Annotated in this window: 21 protein-coding genes; 14 read left to right on the top strand and 7 right to left on the bottom strand. The window is 70.3% G+C overall.

What is annotated here, in order from left to right; translation table 11 throughout:
* Positions 1-81 precede the first annotated feature (81 nt).
* The 4 genes from AB3M81_RS11515 to AB3M81_RS11500 all read left to right on the top strand — a co-directional run bounded on the left by AB3M81_RS11515 (position 82) and on the right by AB3M81_RS11500 (position 3037).
* On the top strand, positions 82-564 hold the full coding sequence (locus tag AB3M81_RS11515) for a universal stress protein (protein WP_412904053.1): 483 nt from the start codon (positions 82-84) through the stop codon (positions 562-564).
* Between the two features lie 129 nt (positions 565-693).
* Positions 694-1545 carry an oxygenase MpaB family protein gene (locus tag AB3M81_RS11510; RefSeq protein ID WP_412904052.1) on the top strand — a complete coding sequence of 284 codons (852 nt, stop codon included), beginning with the start codon at positions 694-696 and terminating at the stop codon, positions 1543-1545.
* A 65-nt stretch (positions 1546-1610) separates the two neighbouring features.
* Positions 1611-2117, top strand: a complete 507-nt coding sequence (locus AB3M81_RS11505) for a hypothetical protein (protein ID WP_412904051.1) — start codon at positions 1611-1613, stop codon at positions 2115-2117.
* Positions 2117-3037 carry an LLM class F420-dependent oxidoreductase gene (locus AB3M81_RS11500; RefSeq protein WP_412904050.1) on the top strand — a complete coding sequence of 307 codons (921 nt, stop codon included), beginning with the start codon at positions 2117-2119 and terminating at the stop codon, positions 3035-3037. Before AB3M81_RS11505 ends, AB3M81_RS11500 begins: the two co-directional genes overlap by 1 nt.
* 100 nt (positions 3038-3137) lie before the next feature.
* Here AB3M81_RS11500 and AB3M81_RS11495 read toward each other — a convergent pair whose 3' ends face one another.
* Complete coding sequence (locus AB3M81_RS11495) at positions 3138-3635, bottom strand: MarR family winged helix-turn-helix transcriptional regulator (protein WP_412904049.1); 498 nt, start codon at positions 3633-3635, stop codon at positions 3138-3140.
* Between the two features lie 111 nt (positions 3636-3746).
* Here AB3M81_RS11495 and idi point away from each other — a divergent pair, with 111 nt between their 5' ends.
* The 7 genes from idi to AB3M81_RS11460 are packed head-to-tail and all read left to right on the top strand — an operon-like array spanning position 3747 to position 9401.
* Entirely contained in the window at positions 3747-4397 is a 651-nt protein-coding gene (gene idi / locus AB3M81_RS11490; protein ID WP_412904048.1) for an isopentenyl-diphosphate Delta-isomerase, read from the top strand.
* Positions 4394-5431: a polyprenyl synthetase family protein gene (locus AB3M81_RS11485; protein ID WP_412904047.1), complete on the top strand. Its 1038-nt coding sequence runs from the start codon at positions 4394-4396 to the stop codon at positions 5429-5431. The genes idi and AB3M81_RS11485 overlap by 4 nt, the downstream gene beginning before the upstream one ends.
* Positions 5428-6288: a phytoene/squalene synthase family protein gene (locus AB3M81_RS11480; RefSeq protein ID WP_412904046.1), complete on the top strand. Its 861-nt coding sequence runs from the start codon at positions 5428-5430 to the stop codon at positions 6286-6288. The genes AB3M81_RS11485 and AB3M81_RS11480 overlap by 4 nt, the downstream gene beginning before the upstream one ends.
* Positions 6285-7871: a phytoene desaturase family protein gene (gene crtI, locus AB3M81_RS11475; protein WP_412904045.1), complete on the top strand. Its 1587-nt coding sequence runs from the start codon at positions 6285-6287 to the stop codon at positions 7869-7871. Before AB3M81_RS11480 ends, crtI begins: the two co-directional genes overlap by 4 nt.
* Positions 7868-8194, top strand: coding sequence for a lycopene cyclase domain-containing protein (locus AB3M81_RS11470; protein ID WP_412904044.1), 327 nt, complete (start codon positions 7868-7870; stop codon positions 8192-8194). The genes crtI and AB3M81_RS11470 overlap by 4 nt, the downstream gene beginning before the upstream one ends.
* A complete protein-coding gene (locus AB3M81_RS11465; RefSeq protein WP_412904043.1) occupies positions 8191-8529 on the top strand; it encodes a lycopene cyclase domain-containing protein in 339 nt (112 codons plus the stop codon). Before AB3M81_RS11470 ends, AB3M81_RS11465 begins: the two co-directional genes overlap by 4 nt.
* A complete protein-coding gene (locus AB3M81_RS11460; RefSeq protein WP_412904042.1) occupies positions 8526-9401 on the top strand; it encodes a prenyltransferase in 876 nt (291 codons plus the stop codon). The genes AB3M81_RS11465 and AB3M81_RS11460 overlap by 4 nt, the downstream gene beginning before the upstream one ends.
* Here the strand turns inward: AB3M81_RS11460 and AB3M81_RS11455 are convergent, their stop codons facing one another.
* From AB3M81_RS11455 to AB3M81_RS11445, 3 genes are all read right to left on the bottom strand, one after another.
* A complete protein-coding gene (locus tag AB3M81_RS11455) occupies positions 9402-10124 on the bottom strand; it encodes a glycosyltransferase family A protein (RefSeq protein ID WP_412904041.1) in 723 nt (240 codons plus the stop codon). It lies immediately after the preceding gene.
* Positions 10121-10672 carry a DUF2238 domain-containing protein gene (locus tag AB3M81_RS11450; RefSeq protein ID WP_412904040.1) on the bottom strand — a complete coding sequence of 184 codons (552 nt, stop codon included), beginning with the start codon at positions 10670-10672 and terminating at the stop codon, positions 10121-10123. The genes AB3M81_RS11455 and AB3M81_RS11450 overlap by 4 nt, the downstream gene beginning before the upstream one ends.
* A gap of 74 nt (positions 10673-10746) precedes the next feature.
* The gene (locus AB3M81_RS11445; protein ID WP_412904039.1) at positions 10747-11292 is read right to left on the bottom strand and encodes a hypothetical protein; all 546 of its coding nucleotides are present in this window, start codon (positions 11290-11292) and stop codon (positions 10747-10749) included.
* A gap of 165 nt (positions 11293-11457) precedes the next feature.
* On the opposite strand from AB3M81_RS11445, the gene AB3M81_RS11440 reads away from it, so the two are divergent.
* From AB3M81_RS11440 to AB3M81_RS11430, 3 genes are read left to right on the top strand one after another with little or no spacing between them, the layout of a single operon-like run.
* A complete protein-coding gene (locus tag AB3M81_RS11440; RefSeq protein ID WP_412904038.1) occupies positions 11458-12222 on the top strand; it encodes an ABC transporter ATP-binding protein in 765 nt (254 codons plus the stop codon).
* Positions 12219-12992 (top strand): ABC transporter permease, encoded by a 774-nt coding sequence (locus AB3M81_RS11435; protein WP_412904037.1) that lies wholly within the window; start codon positions 12219-12221, stop codon positions 12990-12992. Before AB3M81_RS11440 ends, AB3M81_RS11435 begins: the two co-directional genes overlap by 4 nt.
* Before the next feature lie 17 nt (positions 12993-13009).
* A complete protein-coding gene (locus AB3M81_RS11430; RefSeq protein WP_412904036.1) occupies positions 13010-13765 on the top strand; it encodes a MerR family transcriptional regulator in 756 nt (251 codons plus the stop codon).
* Positions 13766-14324: 559 nt separating this feature from the next.
* Here AB3M81_RS11430 and AB3M81_RS11425 read toward each other — a convergent pair.
* Genes AB3M81_RS11425 through AB3M81_RS11415 form a run of 3 tightly spaced genes read right to left on the bottom strand, consistent with a single transcriptional unit; the run spans position 14325 to position 17783 of the window.
* Entirely contained in the window at positions 14325-16199 is a 1875-nt protein-coding gene (locus AB3M81_RS11425; RefSeq protein ID WP_412904035.1) for an AAA family ATPase, read from the bottom strand.
* On the bottom strand, positions 16199-16678 hold the full coding sequence (locus AB3M81_RS11420; protein ID WP_412904034.1) for an ABC-three component system middle component 2: 480 nt from the start codon (positions 16676-16678) through the stop codon (positions 16199-16201). The genes AB3M81_RS11425 and AB3M81_RS11420 overlap by 1 nt, the downstream gene beginning before the upstream one ends.
* Positions 16671-17783: an ABC-three component system protein gene (locus AB3M81_RS11415; RefSeq protein ID WP_412904033.1), complete on the bottom strand. Its 1113-nt coding sequence runs from the start codon at positions 17781-17783 to the stop codon at positions 16671-16673. Before AB3M81_RS11415 ends, AB3M81_RS11420 begins: the two co-directional genes overlap by 8 nt.
* Positions 17784-17793: the final 10 nt, after the last annotated feature.

Below are 17793 nucleotides of genomic sequence, written 5' to 3'. Positions count from 1 at the left end.
GTCCCGAGAACTCGTGACGTTCGACCCTGTCGCCAACGGCCTCGCTTGGCGACACTGGAGATGTCAGAAAGGAACAGTCCGATGAGCACCAACACCATCGTCGTCGGCATCGACGAGACTCCCGCCGGAGCGGCTGCCCTGTCGTGGGCGGCGCGCGAGGCGGAGCTGCGCGATGCCGAGCTCAAGATCGTGCACGTGTGGCAGATCGACGCGGCCGTCGCCATGGCCGGGGCCGAGGTCCCGTGGATGGCCTACGAGACCGATGCCCGCTCCAACGCCGCCCGCTGGGTCGCCGACACGATCGGCGCCGAGGATGCGCAGGGACGCCCCCGTCGCATCGACGTCGTGCAGGGCGCACCGGGCCCCACCCTGGTCGAGGCGTCGCGTGGCGCGTCGATGCTCGTGGTCGGCACGCGCGTGCACACCGGCATCAGCCGGGTCCTGTTCGGCTCCGTGAGCCACTACTGCCTCACGCACGCCCAGTGCGTCGTGGTCGCGGTCCCCACGCCGGCCACGACGGAGGAGATCACCACCGAGTCGGCGGACGACCTCGTGCGTCACTGACTCCCCGACCGTGGCCCGGGAGACCGCACCTTTCCCCGGGCCACTCCGCGGCGGGATCCGCATCCCCCCGACGCATCCCGCTGCGCACGAGCCCCGGCGACCTCAGGTCGCCGGGGCTACGTTCGTCCCATGATCGAGCGCGTCCGGGGGCTGGCCTCGTCGGCGATCTTCGCCCGCGTCGCAGGACCCGAGGGCGCCGGGCGCCGTGACCGCATCCACGGCACCCCCGGCCCCCGGCGGTTCTCGCCCGCCGACCCGATCTGGCGCGTGCATGCCGATCCGTCGATGTTCGTCGGCGGGATCCGCGCGCTGCTGCTCCAGTCGCTGCATCCGCTGGCGATGGCCGGCGTCGACCAGCACTCCGGCTTCCGCGGCGACCCGTGGGGACGCCTGCAGCGCACGAGCGGCTTCATCGCCGAGACCACGTTCGCCACGACGGCGCACGCCGATCGCGCGATCGTGGCGGTGCGCCGCATCCACGAGCGGGTCACCGGCGAGACCGAGGACGGCCTCGCGTACGCGGCGTCCGACCCGCACCTGCTGCGCTGGGTCCACGTCGCCGAGATCGACTCGTTCCTGCGGGCGCACGACCGCTACGGCGCCCGGCCGCTGACCCCGCCGGAGCGGGACGTCTACGTCGCCCAGACGGCGGTCACCGCGCGCCTGCTGGGCGCGCGCGACGTCCCGCAGTCCGTGGCCGAGCTGGACGAGGTCATCGCGGCGTACCGGCCCGAGCTGCGCACCACGCCCGCCGCCCGCGCGGCCGCGCGGTTCCTGCTCGTGCACCCGCCCGTGCCGCTCGCCGTCCGCGCGCCGTACGGGCTGCTGGCGGCCGCCGCCGTGGGCCTGCTGCCGCGGTGGGCGCGCCTGCCGCTGCGGCTGCCCTGGCTGCCGCTGACCGAGGCGACGGCCGTCCGTGCCGGTGGCGTGGCGGTCACCCGGGCGATCGGCTGGGCGATGACGCCGCCGTCGCGCTCGTGATGTCGATCGGCCCGAACCGCGACAGTATGGGACACGACCCCTCTCACCCCTAGGAGTGATCAGTCGTGAAGAAGCTCACCCTGCTGGCCGCCGTCGGCGTCGGATACGTCCTCGGCACGCGCGCCGGCCGCGGCCGCTACGAGCAGATCAAGCAGCAGGCCGAGAAGGTCTGGAGCAACGACGCCGTCCAGTCCACGGTCCACAAGGCCCAGGACACGGCGAAGTCCACCGGCTCGGACGTCGGCCACCGCGTCGCGGACACCGCCAAGGACGTCAGCGGCACCGTCGCTGGCAAGGCGAAGGACGTCGGCGGGTCGGTCACGGACAAGGTCAAGTCGGTCGGCCACTCCAAGGACGACTCCTCGAGCACCTCCGCCTCGGGCACCGGCACCACGACCGGCCTGTCCACCGACGCCGAGGCGCCCGCCTACAGCACGAGCTCGGAGGGCCTGCGCGCCGACGCGGCTGCGGCCGACGCCCGCGCGCCGTTCGACATCGACGAGGCCGGCTCCGACGACCTGTCCGGCGCGCCGAACCCCTTGAGTGACGAGAACAAGGACGCGCGCGCCTGATGCGCCTGCGGATCTTCACCGAGCCCCAGCAGGGTGCCTCGTACGACGACCTGCTCGCGGTGGCGCAGGAGGCCGAGACGCTCGGCTTCGACGCGTTCTTCCGTTCGGACCACTACCTGGCGATGGGCGGCGACGGGCTCCCCGGCCCGAGCGACGCCTGGATCACGCTCGCCGGCCTCGCGCGCGACACCTCCACGATCCGCCTCGGCACGCTCGTCACGAGCGCCACGTTCCGGCTCCCCGGACCGCTCGCGATCAGCGTCGCCGGGGTCGACCGGATGAGCGGCGGCCGCGTCGAGCTCGGGCTCGGCGCCGGCTGGTTCGACGCCGAGCACCGCGCCTACGGCATCCCCTTCGCCGACACGCCCGAGCGGTTCGACCGGCTCGAGGAGCAGCTCGAGATCATCACGGGGCTGTGGAGCGACACGAGCGGGTCGTACTCCTTCCGCGGGCAGCACTACAAGCTCGAGGACTCCCCGGCGCTGCCGAAGCCGGCTCAGGACCGGCTGCCGGTGATCATCGGCGGCAAGGGCAAGCGCCGCACCCCGGCCCTGGCCGCGCGCTTCGCCGACGAGTTCAACATCCCGTTCGAGTCCGTCGAGTTCACGCAGAGGCAGTTCGGCCGGGTGCGGGCCGCGTGCGAGGACGCCGGGCGCGACCCCGACTCGCTGGTCTACTCCAACGCGCTCGTGCTGTGCGCGGGACGGGACGAGGCCGAGATCGCCCGACGGGCCGCGGCGATCGGCCGCGAGGTCGACGAGCTGCGCGAGAACGGCCTGGCCGGCACGCCCGGCGAGATCGTCGAGAAGCTCGGCACGTACGCCGAGGCGGGCTCCTCGCGGGTGTACCTGCAGGTGCTCGACCTGGCCGACCTGGATCACCTGCGCCTGGTCGCCGAGGACGTGCTGCCGCACGTCTGAGCACGGTTAATCACAACCGTGTGATTTATCCACACCCTTGCGCACAGGTGGGGAAAACCGGACGAGTTTCGCACAGGGGTTCGGATCTCCCCACCTGCGCTCAGGAGGGACTCAGGTCGAGCGTCCCGCGCTCCATCTCGCGGGTGAGCGCCGTCAGGAACTCGACCACCGCGGGGCGTGCCTCGGCCGGCACGGCGGCCGCGATCCGCTTCATCCGCTCGTGCATGTCGGCCAGGTGCGTGGCCATCTCCCGCCGCGCCTGCTCGGTGGGCACGAGCAGCACCGACCGGCGGTCGCGCGGGTGCGGCACCCGCTCGAGATGGCCGCTCGCGACGAGCCGGTCCACCAGCACCGTCACCGCGGCCGTCGTGATGCCCAGGTGATCGGCCAGCCGGCGGGGCGTGACGCCCGGCAGCTCGGCGGACTCGCCGCGCTCGGCCTCCTCGACCACCCGGATGACATGGCGCAGCGAGCGCAGGTCGGTCGGGTTCACGCGCATCGCGCCGCTCAGGCGCGTGCGCATCTCCCGATCGGCCCGGACGAGCTCACGGACGGCGCGCAGCAGGTCGCGCTCGTCGGTCGTGTAGTCGGGGGCCACCGGGGTACGTGGGGAACGAGACGACGGCACCGATCCATCGTACGACGTATTTCGACAAGTTGATTACTAGACGACTTAGCAATATCGTTTCGAGGGTCACCAGGAGGACCCATGGAGCCAGTGCTCGACTCGTCGCGTGCCGCGACCGGTGCCGACGACGGCCCGGCGCCACCACGCCTGCCCGACCGGCTGCCCCCGGGCGATCCCCGAGACCTGGTGGTCCTGCTCGACGAGCACGGCCGCCCGAACGGATCCGCGCCGCGCGAGTCCGTGCACGACCACGACACCCGGCTGCACCTGGCGTTCTCGTGCTACCTGGTCGACGAGGCCGGGCGCGTGCTGCTGACCCGGCGCAGCCTGGGCAAGCGGTCGTGGCCCGGCGTCTGGACCAACTCGTTCTGCGGACACCCCCGCCCGGGGGAGGACCTGACCGACGCCGTGCGCCGGCACGGCCGCGGCGAGCTCGGCCTCGAGCCGAGGGACGTCACCGCCGTGCTGCCCGACTTCGCGTACCGCGCGGTCGACGCCTCCGGCATCGTCGAGAACGAGGTGTGCCCCGTGTTCACCGCCCGTGCCGGCGACGAGCTGCGTCCGCACCCGGACGAGGTCGCCGAGACGCGGTGGGTGGGGCTGGACGAGCTGCGCGAGACCGTGCGCGTCGCGCCGTGGGCCCTCAGCCCGTGGCTCGTCGAGCAGGTCGCCGCGCTCGACGAGGCGGATGCGTGGCACCTCCTGCACCCCGACGAGGAGATCGCCTCATGAGCCTCCAGTCCGAGATCGACGCACTGGTGCACTCGGGGGACGTCCCCGCCCTGGCGCGCGACCACGCCGCGCTGCTGACCGCCCTCGAGCTCGGCAGCTCGGGCGGCAAGCGCTTCCGGCCCTGGCTCGTCACCACGGTCCACGCCGCACTCCGCGGGACGCAGCCGGCCGAGGTCGTCGACGCCGTCGCGGCCGCGACCGAGCTGCTGCACACCGCGTTCGTCATCCACGACGACGTCATCGACCACGACGACACCCGGCGGGGCCGGCCCAGCGTGCCGGGGTGGTTCCGCGCCGACGCGGCCGACCTGGGCGTGGCCTCCGAGGAGCGCGACACGTACTCGCGCGCCGGGGCGATCCTCGCGGGCGACCTCGCGCTGAGCGCCGCGATCCGGGCCGTCGCCACGAGCGGCGCCGACCCGGCCACCACCCGTCGCCTGCTCGACCTGCTCGACGCGACGCTGCACGCCTCGGCCGCCGGCGAGCTGGCCGACGTGCGCCTCGCCCTGTCCGCCGAGCTGCCCGGCGCCGAGGAGGCGCTCGCCGTCTCGGAGCAGAAGACCGCCGCCTACTCCTTCGTCCTGCCGATGCAGGCCGGCGCCGTGCTGGCGGGCGTCGACGAGTCCGTCGTGGGGTCGCTCGGCGAGATGGGCCGCGCGCTCGGCATCGCCTTCCAGCTGTGCGACGACCTCCAGGGCGTCTTCGGCGACCCCGCCGTCACGGGCAAGGACCGCCTCGGCGACCTGCGCGAGGGCAAGCGGACGCCGCTCATGGTGCACGCCGCCTCCACCGCCGAGTGGTCGCGGATCGCGCCGCACCTGGGCGATCCCGAGCTCGGCGAGTCCACCGCGGCGACCGTGCGCGAGGCGCTCGAGGCCTGCGGGGCGCGCGGCTTCGTCGAGGACCTCGTCTCGCAGCACCTCGTCGCGGCCGCCGACGTCGCGACCCGCTTGGGCCTGGAGCGCTCGCTGCTCGATCCGCTCGTGGAGCAGGCGTGGGGCGTCGCCCCCGCGTGTCAGGCGGGCGCCGCGTGAACCCCGAGCCCTACGAGCTGTACGACACCGTCGCCGAGGGCGCGGCGGCGCTCGTCATCAAGCGCTACTCGACCTCGTTCTCACTGGCGTCACGGCTGCTCGCCGAGCCCGTGCGCACCCGAGTCTGCAACATCTACGCGCTGGTCCGGGTGGCCGACGAGATCGTGGACGCGCCCCGCCCGCACGGTGAGCGCGCCCAGCAGGAGCGACTGCTCGACTCGCTGCAGTCCGAGGTCCACGACGCGCTGCGCACCGGGCACAGCGCGAACCTCGTCGTGCACGCGTTCGCCCGGACCGCCCGCGCGTGCGGCATCGGCACCGAGCTGATCGACCCGTTCTTCGCCTCGATGCGCACCGACCTGGTCCGCACCGAGCACGACCGCGCGAGCTTCGAGACGTACGTCTACGGCTCCGCCGAGGTGGTCGGGCTCATGTGCCTGCGCGCGTTCCTGGTGGACCAGCCCGACCCGCAGGGCCGGTACGACGAGCTCGCCGACGGGGCGCGCCGCCTCGGGGCCGCGTTCCAGAAGGTCAACTTCCTGCGCGACCTCGGCGACGACAACGACGACCTCGGTCGCAGCTACCTCCCCGGCCTGCACCCGGACCGCTTCGACGTCACGGTGCGCGACGAGCTGCTCGACGACATCGAGGCCGATCTGGCCGCGGCGGCCGCCGTGATCCCGCGCCTGCCCGCCGGCAGCCGGCGCGCCGTCGCCGCGGCGCACGCGCTGTTCGCCGAGCTGGCCCGGCGCCTGCGAGCGACCTCGCCCGAGGAGATCCGCGCGCACCGCGTGCGGGTGCCCGCCCGGACGAAGGCGCGCGTCGTGGCGCGCGCGGTGGCGGTGGGGGTCTCGTGAGGCGCGCCGTCGTGATCGGCGGCGGGATCTCCGGACTCGCCACCGCGGCACTGCTGGCGAACGACGGCTGGTCCGTCGACCTGCTCGAGCAGCGCGACCAGCTCGGGGGCCGCGCGGGCAGCTGGAGCAGCGACGGCTTCCGGTTCGACACCGGCCCGTCCTGGTACCTCATGCCCGAGGTCTTCGACCACTTCTTCCGGCTGCTGGGAACCACCGCGCAGGAGCAGCTCGACCTCGTGCGGCTCGATCCGGGCTACCGGGTGTACTTCGAGGGCGAGGAGGCCCCGGTCGACGTGCTCGCCGGCCGCGACGAGAACGTCGCGCTGTTCGAGTCGATCGAGCCGGGCGCCGGACGGGTCCTGGAGGACTACTTGGACTCCGCGGCCGACACGACCACGATGGCGGTCGACCACTTCCTCTACACGAGCTTCGACCGGCCCGCGAACCTCGTGCACCCGCAGATCCTCCGGCGGCTGCCGAAGTTGGGGACGCTGCTCGGGCGCTCGCTCGACTCGTACGTGGCGGCGCGCTTCGACGACCACCGGCTGCGGCAGATCCTGGGCTACCCGGCGGTCTTCCTGGGCTCCTCGCCCGCGCGGACGCCGAGCATGTACCACCTGATGAGCTCGATGGACCTCGAGGACGGCGTGCTCTACCCGCAGGGCGGCTTCTCGACGCTCATCGACGCGATCGCCGGCCTCGCGCGCGACCGCGGAGTCCGGATCCGCACGGGGGCCACCGTGACCCAGGTCGACACGCACGAGGAGGGGCGCCGGGCGCGCGTCACGGGCGTGACCTTCCGGACCGAGGACGGCGTCGAGAGCCTCGACGCCGACGTCGTGGTGGGCGCCGCCGACCTGCACCACCTCGAGACGCGGCTGCTGCCGTCGCACCTGCAGACCTACCCCGAGTCGTACTGGCGGCGCCGCGACCCCGGTCCCGGTGCCGTGCTGGCCTACCTGGGCGTCCGAGGCCGGCTGCCCGAGCTGGCGCACCACACGATGTTCTTCACGCGGGACTGGGAGACGAACTTCCAGGACGTCCTCGGGCGGCCGGGCCGGGTCCCGGATCCGGCTTCGTCCTACGTCTGCCGGCCCTCGGCGACCGACCCCTCCGTGGCGCCCGAGGGCGACGAGAACGTGTTCATCCTCGTCCCCGTGCCGGCCGACGTCACCCTCGGCCACGGTGGCGTCGACGGCAACGGCGACCCGGCCGTCGAGGCCGCCGCCGATGCCGCGATCGCGCAGATCTCGCAGTGGGCGGGCATCCCCGACCTCGCCGAGCGCATCACCGTCCGGCGCACCGTGGGGCCGGGGGACTTCGCCGCGGACCTGAACGCCTGGTCCGGCGGCGCGCTGGGGCCGGCGCACACCCTGCGGCAGAGCGCGTTCCTGCGTGGGCGCAACGTCTCGCGTCACGTGCAGGGCCTGATGTACGCCGGATCCAGCACGATCCCGGGCATCGGCCTGCCCATGTGCCTCATCAGCGCCGAGCTCGTCCTGAAGCGACTCCGCGGCGACCGATCGGCCGGTCCGTCCCAGGAGCCCCACGAATCACACGGGGCGACTACGGTGTTCGCGTGAGCTGGCTCTACCTGCTGAGCATCTGGATCCCCGGACTGTGCATGGTCCTCGTCGACCACCGGTGGCGCCTCTTCATGTTCCGCCGTCCCCTGCACGGGTTGGTCGCCCTGCTCGTCGGGTTCGTGTTCTTCCTGGCGTGGGACATCGTGGCGATCGAGCTGGGCGTGTACGTCCGCGGCGAGTCCGACGCGATGACCGGCGTCGAGCTGGCCCCCGAGCTGCCGCTCGAGGAGATCTTCTTCATCCTGTTCCTGTGCTACGTCGCGGGCGTCTTCTTCGGGATGTTCAACCGGCTGATGAGCTGGGAGGGTGATGAGCGATGAGCTACCTCGGACTGGTGCTGACGTTCGTCGCCCTGACCCTGCCCGTGCTGGCGATCGCGGTCGCGACGCGCCGCCCCGACGGGCGCTGGTGGGCGTCCGTCGGCCTCACGATCGTCACGCTGATGGCGCTGACGGCGATCTTCGACAGCCTCATGATCGCCGCCGACCTCTTTCGCTTCGACGAGTCCGCGCTGACCGGCATCCACATCGGGCTGGCACCGCTGGAGGACTTCGCCTGGCCGATCGCGGCGGGCATCCTGATCCCCTCGACGATGCTGCTCCTCACGACGCCGCCGCGCTCGGCGCCCAGGCGCCGGGCGCGGGACGCGGCGTGAGCACCGCGGGCCAGGTCCTGGCCTCGTCGCGCCCGCTCTCCTGGATCAACACCGCGTTCCCGTTCGGCGCCGCCTACCTGCTCGCCGGCGGCGGCCTCGACGCCGCGTTCTGGCTGGGCTGCCTGTACTTCCTCGTCCCGTACAACCTGCTGATGTACGGCGTGAACGACGTCTTCGACTACGAGTCCGACCTACGCAACCCCCGCAAGGGCGGCGTCGAGGGGATCGTGCTCGACCGGCGCATCCACGCCGTCACGATCCGGTCGGCGATCGTGTCGAACCTGCCGTTCGTCGTCGCGCTCGCGGTGCTGGGCTCGACGGTCTCGAACCTCGTCCTGGCGATCAGCGTCTTCGCGGTCGCCGCGTACTCCGTGCCCGTCCTGCGGTTCAAGGAGCGACCGTTCCTGGACTCGATCACCTCCAGCACGCACTTCGTGAGCCCCGCCGTCTACGGCCTCGCCCTCGCCGACGCGCGCGGCGGCTCGGTCGACGTCGACGTGACGGTCGTCGCCGCCCTGGTGGGATTCTTCGCGTGGGGCGTCGGCTCGCACGCGTTCGGTGCTGTGCAGGACGTCATGGCGGATCGAGCGGCGGGGATCGGCTCCATCGGCACCGCGCTCGGTGCGCGGGCCACGACGTGGTTCGCGCTGGTCGCGTACGTCGCCGGTGGGCTGTGCCTGCTCGCGCTGCCGTGGCCCGGGACGCTCGCGGCGGTCCTCGCGATCCCCTACGTCGTCAACATCGCGCCGTACCTGTCGATCACCGACGAGACCTGCGAGCGCGCGAACGCGGCGTGGCGCCGGTTCCTGTGGCTGAACTTCGCCACCGGCTTCCTCGTGACGCAGCTGCTGATCTGGATCACCGTGCGCTGATCAGCGGCCGAGGCGGTGCTGCCAGCGCTCCCACGGCGGGCTCACGGCCCAGTTGAGGCGCAGCGTCGTGACGGCGCGCGCCATCCGGCGGCGCAGCTGCGCCATCCCGCGCACCGAACGCCCCGAGACGCCCACGCCGAGCCGGCGGTCGTAGCGGATGACGGCCGTGGGTCCCAGCGCGAAGGCGAGGTCCATGTCGTCGTGCACGTCGTCGAAGCGGTGCACGCGGTCGCGCACACGCTCCCAGCTGGTACGGCGCACGGCCATGCTCGAGCCCCACAGCGGCGTGTGCCCGAGCGCCAGGTGCGTCAGGACGTAGTACGCGCCGAGGTAGCCCAGCAGCGCGATCCGCCGCACCACCGGCGGCAGGTCGTGGAAGTGGCCCGGGCCCGTGACGGCGTCGACGCGGGGGTCGGCCATGGCGCGCCCGACCTGCTCGATCCAGTCCGGTCCGGGACGCGAGTCGGCGTCGAGGCGGGCGATGACGTCGCCGCCCGCCGCGTCGTAGCCGGCGGCGGCGGCCGGCGGGATGCCCAGGTGCGGCTCGCGGACCACACGGGCACCGTGGGCCCTGGCGACCTCGACGGACCGGTCGGTGCAGCCGTTGTCGACCACGACGACCTCGTCCGGCGCGACGGTCTGGCGGGCGAGCAGGCCAAGGCAGACGCGCAGCTCGTCGGCGTCGTCGTGGACGGGGATCACGACCGAGATCGACAGCGTCACGGGCGCGGCTCCGCGGCCGACGTGCGGCTGACGAGGAGGGCGGCCACCACCGCGCCGACGGCTCCGGCGGCCAGGTCACCCACGGTGTCGTCGTAGCCGACCTGGATGCGCTCGTCGACCCAGGTGTGGCCGATCCACTCGAGGAACTCCCACACGACGGCCAGCGTCACGGCCGCCCCGGCGGTGACGACGAACGTGCCGAGCCGCGGGCGCTCGAGGCGGACGTCGTCGTGGTGCGTCAGCGCGCCGGCGCGGACGAGGACCTGCCACGTCACGGCGCCGATCAGGCCCGTGGCCGCGCCGTGCACGACGAGATCGAGTCCCGGAACGGCCAGGTACCAGTCGAGCAGGGCCGCCCACCCGGCGATCAGCAGGGTCGCGCAGTACGTGACGTCCAGCCACGCGGAGGTGCCGAGCGCGCGCGGGATGAACAGCGCGCCCAGCACCAGGAAGAACAGCGCGAACCCCACCCAGCCGTCGAGGATCGTCGCGCCGAGGACGCTGACGAGGCCGGCCGCACGCAACGTGTCGGACGGCAGCAGCGGCATTCGGTCATCCTACTGAGCGACACCCGCGCGCCCGGGTGTGGACGGGCGGGCGCGCGGGTGCGGTCGGTGGTGCGTCAGCGGCGCGGGGTGCCGGGGTCGCCGTCGACCCGGTCCGTGTGACCGGCCGCCGGGGGCGCCGCGTCGACGTCCTTGATCCGCGTGCCCTGGTGCTCCTCGCCGTGGTGGTCCTCGATGACCGTCTCGCGGCGCTCGCCCGTACGGTTCTCGTCCGTGCGCCGATCGCCCGTACGGCCGTCGGCGTCCACGTCCGGGTCGATCTCGTCGGCCTTCGAGAGATGGTGCTCCGCGTGCTGCTGCTTCTCGGCGGCCTCGTGCTGCAGGTCCTTGGCCTGACGCTCCAGGCGCTCGGCCTCGAGGCGGGCCTTCTCGGCGTCGGCCGTGGCTGCCGCAGCGGTGGCCTCGGTCTGGCGCGCGTGGACGGTGGCCTGGCGGCCCTCGTCGCGCAGGCGCTGCGCCTCCTCGCGGTGCTTGGCCTCCTGCTCGAGGCGCCGCTTCTCCTTGGCCTTGCGGCCAGCGGTGAGTGCGTAGATGAGCCCGGCCAGCAGCAACAGCGCGACGACAGCGATGAGGACCCAGACCCAGGTGTCGACGTTGTCCATGATGTTCACCTCCGCGGGCACGGCTGCGTCGGTCAACGCGGGGCGCCGGTGCCCTCAGTCCTTGGTACCGCCATTCGGGCGAAGCCGCAGGTCGGAGAGCGTGGGAACCCTCCGCTCGGGCGCGGTCTTGACCTTGACCCTGCGTCAGGGCTGCACGCTCCTGTCATGACCATCGACCGAGCCATCGAGATCTCCGGGCTCGCCAAGTCCTACGGGGAGAACGCCGTCCTCAGGGGCGTGGACCTGACCGTCCGCACCGGCTCCGTCCACGCCCTCCTCGGCTCCAACGGCGCCGGCAAGACCACGCTCGTGAGGATCCTCGCGACCCTGCTCGCGGCGGACGGCGGCACCGCCGTCGTCCACGGACACGACGTCGCCACCGATCCGGCCGCCGTCCGGGCGGCCATCAGCCTGACCGGGCAGTTCGCCGCGGTCGACGAGATCCTCACGGGTCGCGAGAACCTCGTGCTCGTCGCGCAGCTGCGTCACCTGCCCGATCCCGGCGGCACCGCCCAGGAGCTGCTCGCCCGGTTCGACCTGGCCGACGCGGCCGATCGACGCGTGGCGACCTACTCCGGCGGGATGCGCCGTCGCCTGGACATCGCCATGAGCCTCGTCGGCGACGCCCCCGTGCTGTTCCTCGACGAGCCGACGACCGGGCTGGACCCCCGGTCGCGCCTCGCGGTCTGGGCGACCGTCCGCGGGCTCGCGGAGCGCGGGACCACCGTCCTGCTGACCACCCAGTACCTCGACGAGGCCGAGCAGCTCGCCGACCGGATCTCGATCCTGCACGACGGCCGCATCATCGCCGACGGCACCCTCGCCGACCTCAAGCGGCTGCTGCCCCCGGCGAAGGTCGAGTACGTCGAGAAGCAGCCCACCCTGGAGGAGATCTTCCTCAGCATCGTCACCCCCGAGGAGCACTCGTGAACGCCCTGACCCGGTCCGACACCGCCGTCCTGCTGAAGCGCAGCCTGCGCCACATCGCGCGCAGCCCCGACACGATCGTCACCAGCGCGATCACCCCCATCGTGATGCTGCTGCTGTTCGTCTACGTCTTCGGCAGTGCCATCGACACCGGGAGCGGTCCCGGCGAGGGCAACTACGTGAACTACCTGCTGCCGGGAATCCTGCTCATCACCGTGGCCTCCGGTGTCGCGTACACCTCCTACCGGCTGTTCCTGGACGTGTCCGGGGGGATCTTCGAGCGGTTCCTGTCCATGCCGATCGCTCGACCCGCGGTGCTGTGGGGCCACGTGCTGACCTCACTCGTCGCGAACGTGGTCTCGCTCGTCCTCGTCGTCCTGGTCGCCCTGCTGATGGGCTTCCGCTCGGGCGCGGGCGTCCTCGCGTGGCTCGGGGTGGCCGGCCTCCTCGTGCTGTTCACCCTGGTCCTGACCTGGGGAGCGGTCAGCGCCGGGCTCGCGGCCACGTCGGCGGACGGCGCGGGGGCGTTCGCGTACCCCCTGCTGTTCCTGCCGTTCCTGAGCTCGGCCTTCGTCCCCACCGACGGCATGCCCGGACCCGTCCGGTGGTTCGCGGAGCACCAGCCCGTCACGCCGATCGTCGACACGGTCCGTGGCCTCTACGCCGAGCAGCCCGTCGGGCAGCAGGGGTGGATCGCGCTGGCGTGGTGCCTCGGCCTGCTGGTCGTGACCTACGGGCTGGCCATGGCGACCTACCGCCGCCGGATCGGCTGAGACCTCACAATGAAGCCATGCTGACGATCAGCCAGCTCGCGTCCTACGCCGGCGTCACGGTCCGGACGGTCCGCCACTACCACGCGAAGGGCCTGCTGCCGGAGCCGCGCCGCGACCACTCCGGGTACCGGCGCTACGACGCGGACGCCGTCGTGCAGCTCATCCGGATCCGCACGCTGGCGGAGGCGGGGGTGCCGCTCGCACGGGTGCTGGAGCTGCTCTCGGCCGGCGACGAGGAGTTCACCGCCGCGGTGTCACGGATCGACGCTGACCTGCGCCGGCAGGTCCGCGAGCTCCAACGCAACCGTCGTCGCATCGCCGGCCTCGCCGCCGGCGACAGCCTCGCCCTCCCGCCCGAGGCGGTGGCCTACCTCGAGCGGCTGCGGGAGGTCGGCATCCCGGGGGTGGTCGTCGACGCCGAGCGCGACGCCTGGATCCTCGTGGCCGCGCAGCTGCCCGAGCAGATGCCCTACTACATGGAGCTCAAGCAACGGCAGATCGCGGACCCCGACGTCCGCGAGTTCTACCGCGACCTGGTCGAGATCATCGAGTGGACGCCGGACGACGCGCGCCTGCCCGGCGTCGTCGACCGGCTGGTCGCGCAGATGGAGGCCGATGCCCCGGAAAGCTGGCAGGACGACCCGATGCCCGACTCGCTGGCGGCCCTGCTCGACACCGTCTTCGTCGAGTCCGTCCCGGCCGCTCGCCGCATCCTGGCGCTGCTCGAGGAACGCGGATGGACGGGCTGGACGAAGCTCGGACCGACCGAATGACAACGATGTGATTCGCCCACAGGCATGTCCACAGCTGGGGGTAAACGACGAGACCCGCAGGCGTGGGCCTGCGGGTCGGGGAGGGCGGGAGTGGAGGTAGCGCGACAGTGCTCGAACCTTGCCCCGTCCCTACAGCTGGTCATGTCGTCACATCAGGGGATCCGTCGGCGTCGCCGGCCGGCGGGAGTAGCGCCTGGATCAATACGAGCGTTACCGAGTCCGGTTCCCCGGCTGACGGCGGCGAGGTGGGAGAGGCGGAGCGCAGGTACAGGGACGGTGAATCCTGCGGGTGATCGCGGTTGATCTGGGGGTGAGTCGTCAGCGTCTCGCGGAGCGGTTGCGTGAGGGAGGAGTGCGGCTGCGGGGCGAGAAGCCGTCATCCGAGCAGGTGCGCGAGATGTGCCTGCGCTACAAGCAGGGAGAGTCGTTGGCCAGGGTCGGCGAGCGGCTGGGTTTCAACGCGAGCACGGTCCGGGTGAACCTGCTTCGTGCAGGTGTAGTGCTTCGGGATCCGCACGGCCGCGAACGCTAGGCAGAACGGGCTCCTCGCTACTGCCGGTCAACCTTCGATCGCCAAGGTGTCGGTGGTCCCCGCGCCATCGACGACAGGCAAGAATCCGTATCTTCCGACGTCAATGTGTTTTGTGAAGCGGATGTCGCGCGCGTCGACGCCGAGCGGATCCAGCGGATCGGTGTTCTCCATGACGATGAGCTGGCCGTCAAAGTTGGCCTGGATGTCACGGTAAAAGGCCCGGACAACGCCCTCCGGCGGCTCGTCGTCCACCTCTGTGGACTGATCCGGAGGCCGGTAGGTGACGAGGGGCGAGTCGAGCACAACGAATCCAGGGTGTGGCATGTCCCGGTCAAAGCAATATTGGGCAAGGGCGAGCGTAAAGGCGGCGTGGAGAACCGCGCGTACTCCCTTGCCGTGCGCCGACCGCCGTTGGTCGCCCGCGACAATATCGAGTTCGTTTCGGTCGTAACGAACAGATGCTGCCGACGGGTAGTCCCACTCGGCGAGGCGCTTGGAAATCTCGGCGGAGAACTCTCGCACGGCAGTGAGGCTCAGCCCTGCAACCGCTGTTGCCACCTCCGCTTCAGTCTCGTCAGCGATCCGTCGGATCATGTCCTCGAAGGTATTGACTTGCTCGTAGAGGCCGAGGTGCTTCTCGATCTCGCTGCGCTTGGCAAGAAGTTCTCGGAGGTTCCCCTTCTCTGGGTTCATCCTCGCGTCGAGCTTCTCAATGCGCTTCTGTAACGACAGGGCCTCTCGACGCGTCGTCTTGATCGACGCGCGAAGCACCTCGGTTCGCGAATCGAGGCTCTCGATCGTCACGCGCAGGTCATCCAGTAGGCCCACGGTCTTCCGAGTCTCGGATTCGACGGCGGCACCGAAGCTGGTCGCATCTCCCTCACAATCCAAATTGAGATGCTGACTGGCCGGCTCCGCACCGCAGAAGACACAGGTTCCGCGCCGGAAGTACCCAAGCAGGTTCCCGGCCTCGGCGATCATTTCGAGGCGTGCCAGATCGCTTTCGTACTGCTTCTGTAAGAGAGTGAACCGCTGGCGGAGTGCCGCCGCGTCCGAGTATTCCGAGCGCTGAGCGTTGTCGGCAGACTGAAGTTCGTTGTGTGCCCGGAGGAGTTGGCCTCGCTGTTCCGCGAGGCTCCCGATCATTGTGCTGTGCTCGTCAATTGCGCTGTTCAGCTTGCCGAGCTGCGTCTTAAGTTCTGTCGGTTCAGCAACGTCTTGGAGTTGCGATTCAAGCTGGCTGAGCATCCTCTCGACGACCTCTTGCCGAGCGCCGCGCAGCCGCTTTTGCTCTTGTGGCGAGGGAACCGCAGTCAACGCGGAGTCGTCTTCGCCCGTGAGAAGGAGCTTGAGGGCTGAGACTTCCTTGGTCTTGTTGACGGGATTGCCGCTGAGGCCGGGGGCTTCTTCGGCCTGCATCTCTGTTTCGCCGATGAGGCACAGGCGGGTCAGGTCACGGAAGCTGAGCATGTGTGTCTCGTTCCGCGCGTTCTTCCGGACCTGCTTCTCGTCCAGGCCGACTTGGTCGAGGAGGAATCTGGAGATGTTCTTTGTGCTCGCTGCGCTGTGCTTCGCGGCGAGCGTCTCGTCCGCGGGGGTTGAGGGTTCGTCGCGGATGTCGGATCGGTAGAGGGAGATGCTGCCGCCGTCCACCGATCGTGCGAGCGTGATGCGTTCACCGGCGGGGAGTTCCAGCCCGAGCAGGACCCGACTGTACCCTTCCCGCTCCGGGATCTCCTTGAGTTCCTTGGCGCCGAGGACGAAGTCGATCGCATCGACGATGAATGACTTGCCTGTGTCCGAGGGACCGTGGATGACGGTGACGTGTGGGCTGAAGTCGACCGAGGCCGGGGCGGCGTTTGTGCCGGTGAATGTCAGGTGCGAGAGCGCGAGTCGTCCCATCAGATGTCGCTTCCGCTCTCGTGTTGCATGACTTCGAACTCTTCGGACCAGTGCGAGGAGATCTCCCTCATGCGTTCTCGCAGGCGTGCGTCATCAACGGCCCCGAGTTCTTCAACAACCCAGTGCGCACGGTCGTGGAGGGCGTGCGCGTAGTCGCTTTCAAGGAGCTTCAGGAAGCTCTCGGAGCTCTCGTTGGCCCAGAATTCGATGCCACTGTCCTCGGCTGACATCTCGGCAAGTCCGGCTCGGATCATGACGTGGAGGCCGTCTTCGATGTGCTGTCGTTTCACCCCCAGCTCGCCTACTCGTACCGGGATGGGAGGGTGGAGGCTCTCGGGGCCGTTGAGGTCCGCGCTGTGCAGTAGGCCGTGGTCGAGGAGCACAAGGCGGTTGATATCGAGATGATCAGGGAAGGCTTCGACGAGGATCATCAGGACACGCATCCCCACTTCGAGAGGGCTGTTGAGGGGATTACTCATCGGTGTCCACCCACGTCAGTTTGTCGGCGTTGGCGAGCTGGTGGCAGATACCTTGACGGTCCTTGAGGTTCGACATCGAGATAAGCGTGTGGGCGCCAAGGTCGAGTTGGCCAGACTGTGTAAGCACAGCTCGGAGTCGGTCAAGGCCACTGTGGTGGTTCGCTTCTGCAGTATCGATTACGCCGGTGTAGACGTCATTTTGGAGCAGTTCATACGTACCCTCGGGCACCGAGTCTCTCGCGTACAGGCGAAGCGCTTCGGCGGAGTAGAAGGCCTCTCGCTGCCTCTGGAGGTGCGGACCGTGCTTGGCGTGCGCAGCAACCGAGTCGACATCGGAGCAGGACGCGGGGTCCTGCTCGTGATAGACGTCTACGAGCTTCTTGATATAGATCGCTTCACCCGGCGAGGGATTCGCTGGGGCCTGTTCGACGGGAGGTCGAGCAGGGAGTGCCGTGCCAAACCTTGCGGCGAAGTATGGAGTCTTGCGGTGTATCTCAAGCATCTCGTTGAGTTCGAGCGACTGGAAGATCGAGAAGTCAGTAGATACGGCGAGTTCACGAATGGATTTCAGCGCTCGCTCGTCATACTGCTGCGTTGCAGCGCCTCGTGCGTCAAGCAATTCGAGGAACTTCTTCCGCAGTTCAGTGGGCTTACTCAGCAAGCGGTTGAGCGTTGGACCGCACCCCCGCGGTGCGACGAACACGTATCGATCCGGAAGACAATAGAAGGCATCCACCACACCGTGGAAGATCTTCAACATTTCGGGGAATGCGTCCGAGACAGTGAGTGATCCGTTGTAATGCTTGGCCTGGAAGCAGTCCCATGCGGCTTCAAGGCCGCGGTCGGTCTTGAAAGCGGCGACATCGACGCCTCGGTCTCCGGAGCCTCCGAGTTGCTTGATCTGTCGATACGAAACAGCGACTCCGGTTGCCCACTCGGTGATGAAGACTTCCCACTCGTCTGGCGAGTAGAAGTAGATGCGGTGAGCTGGAGGCACGGGTGATCCAGGAAGCGCCGGCGCCGGGGAGCCCGACACGACGGGGACATGAAAGTCGGTGAGTTCGGGGGCGCCGCCGCTCGCATGGGGCTTGGCCGCCAGGGACACGCGGCACCTC

The organism is Aeromicrobium jepli (genome assembly GCF_047246605.1).
Taxonomy (GTDB): domain Bacteria; phylum Actinomycetota; class Actinomycetes; order Propionibacteriales; family Nocardioidaceae; genus Aeromicrobium.
This window is presented reverse-complemented; position numbering and strand designations above follow the sequence as displayed.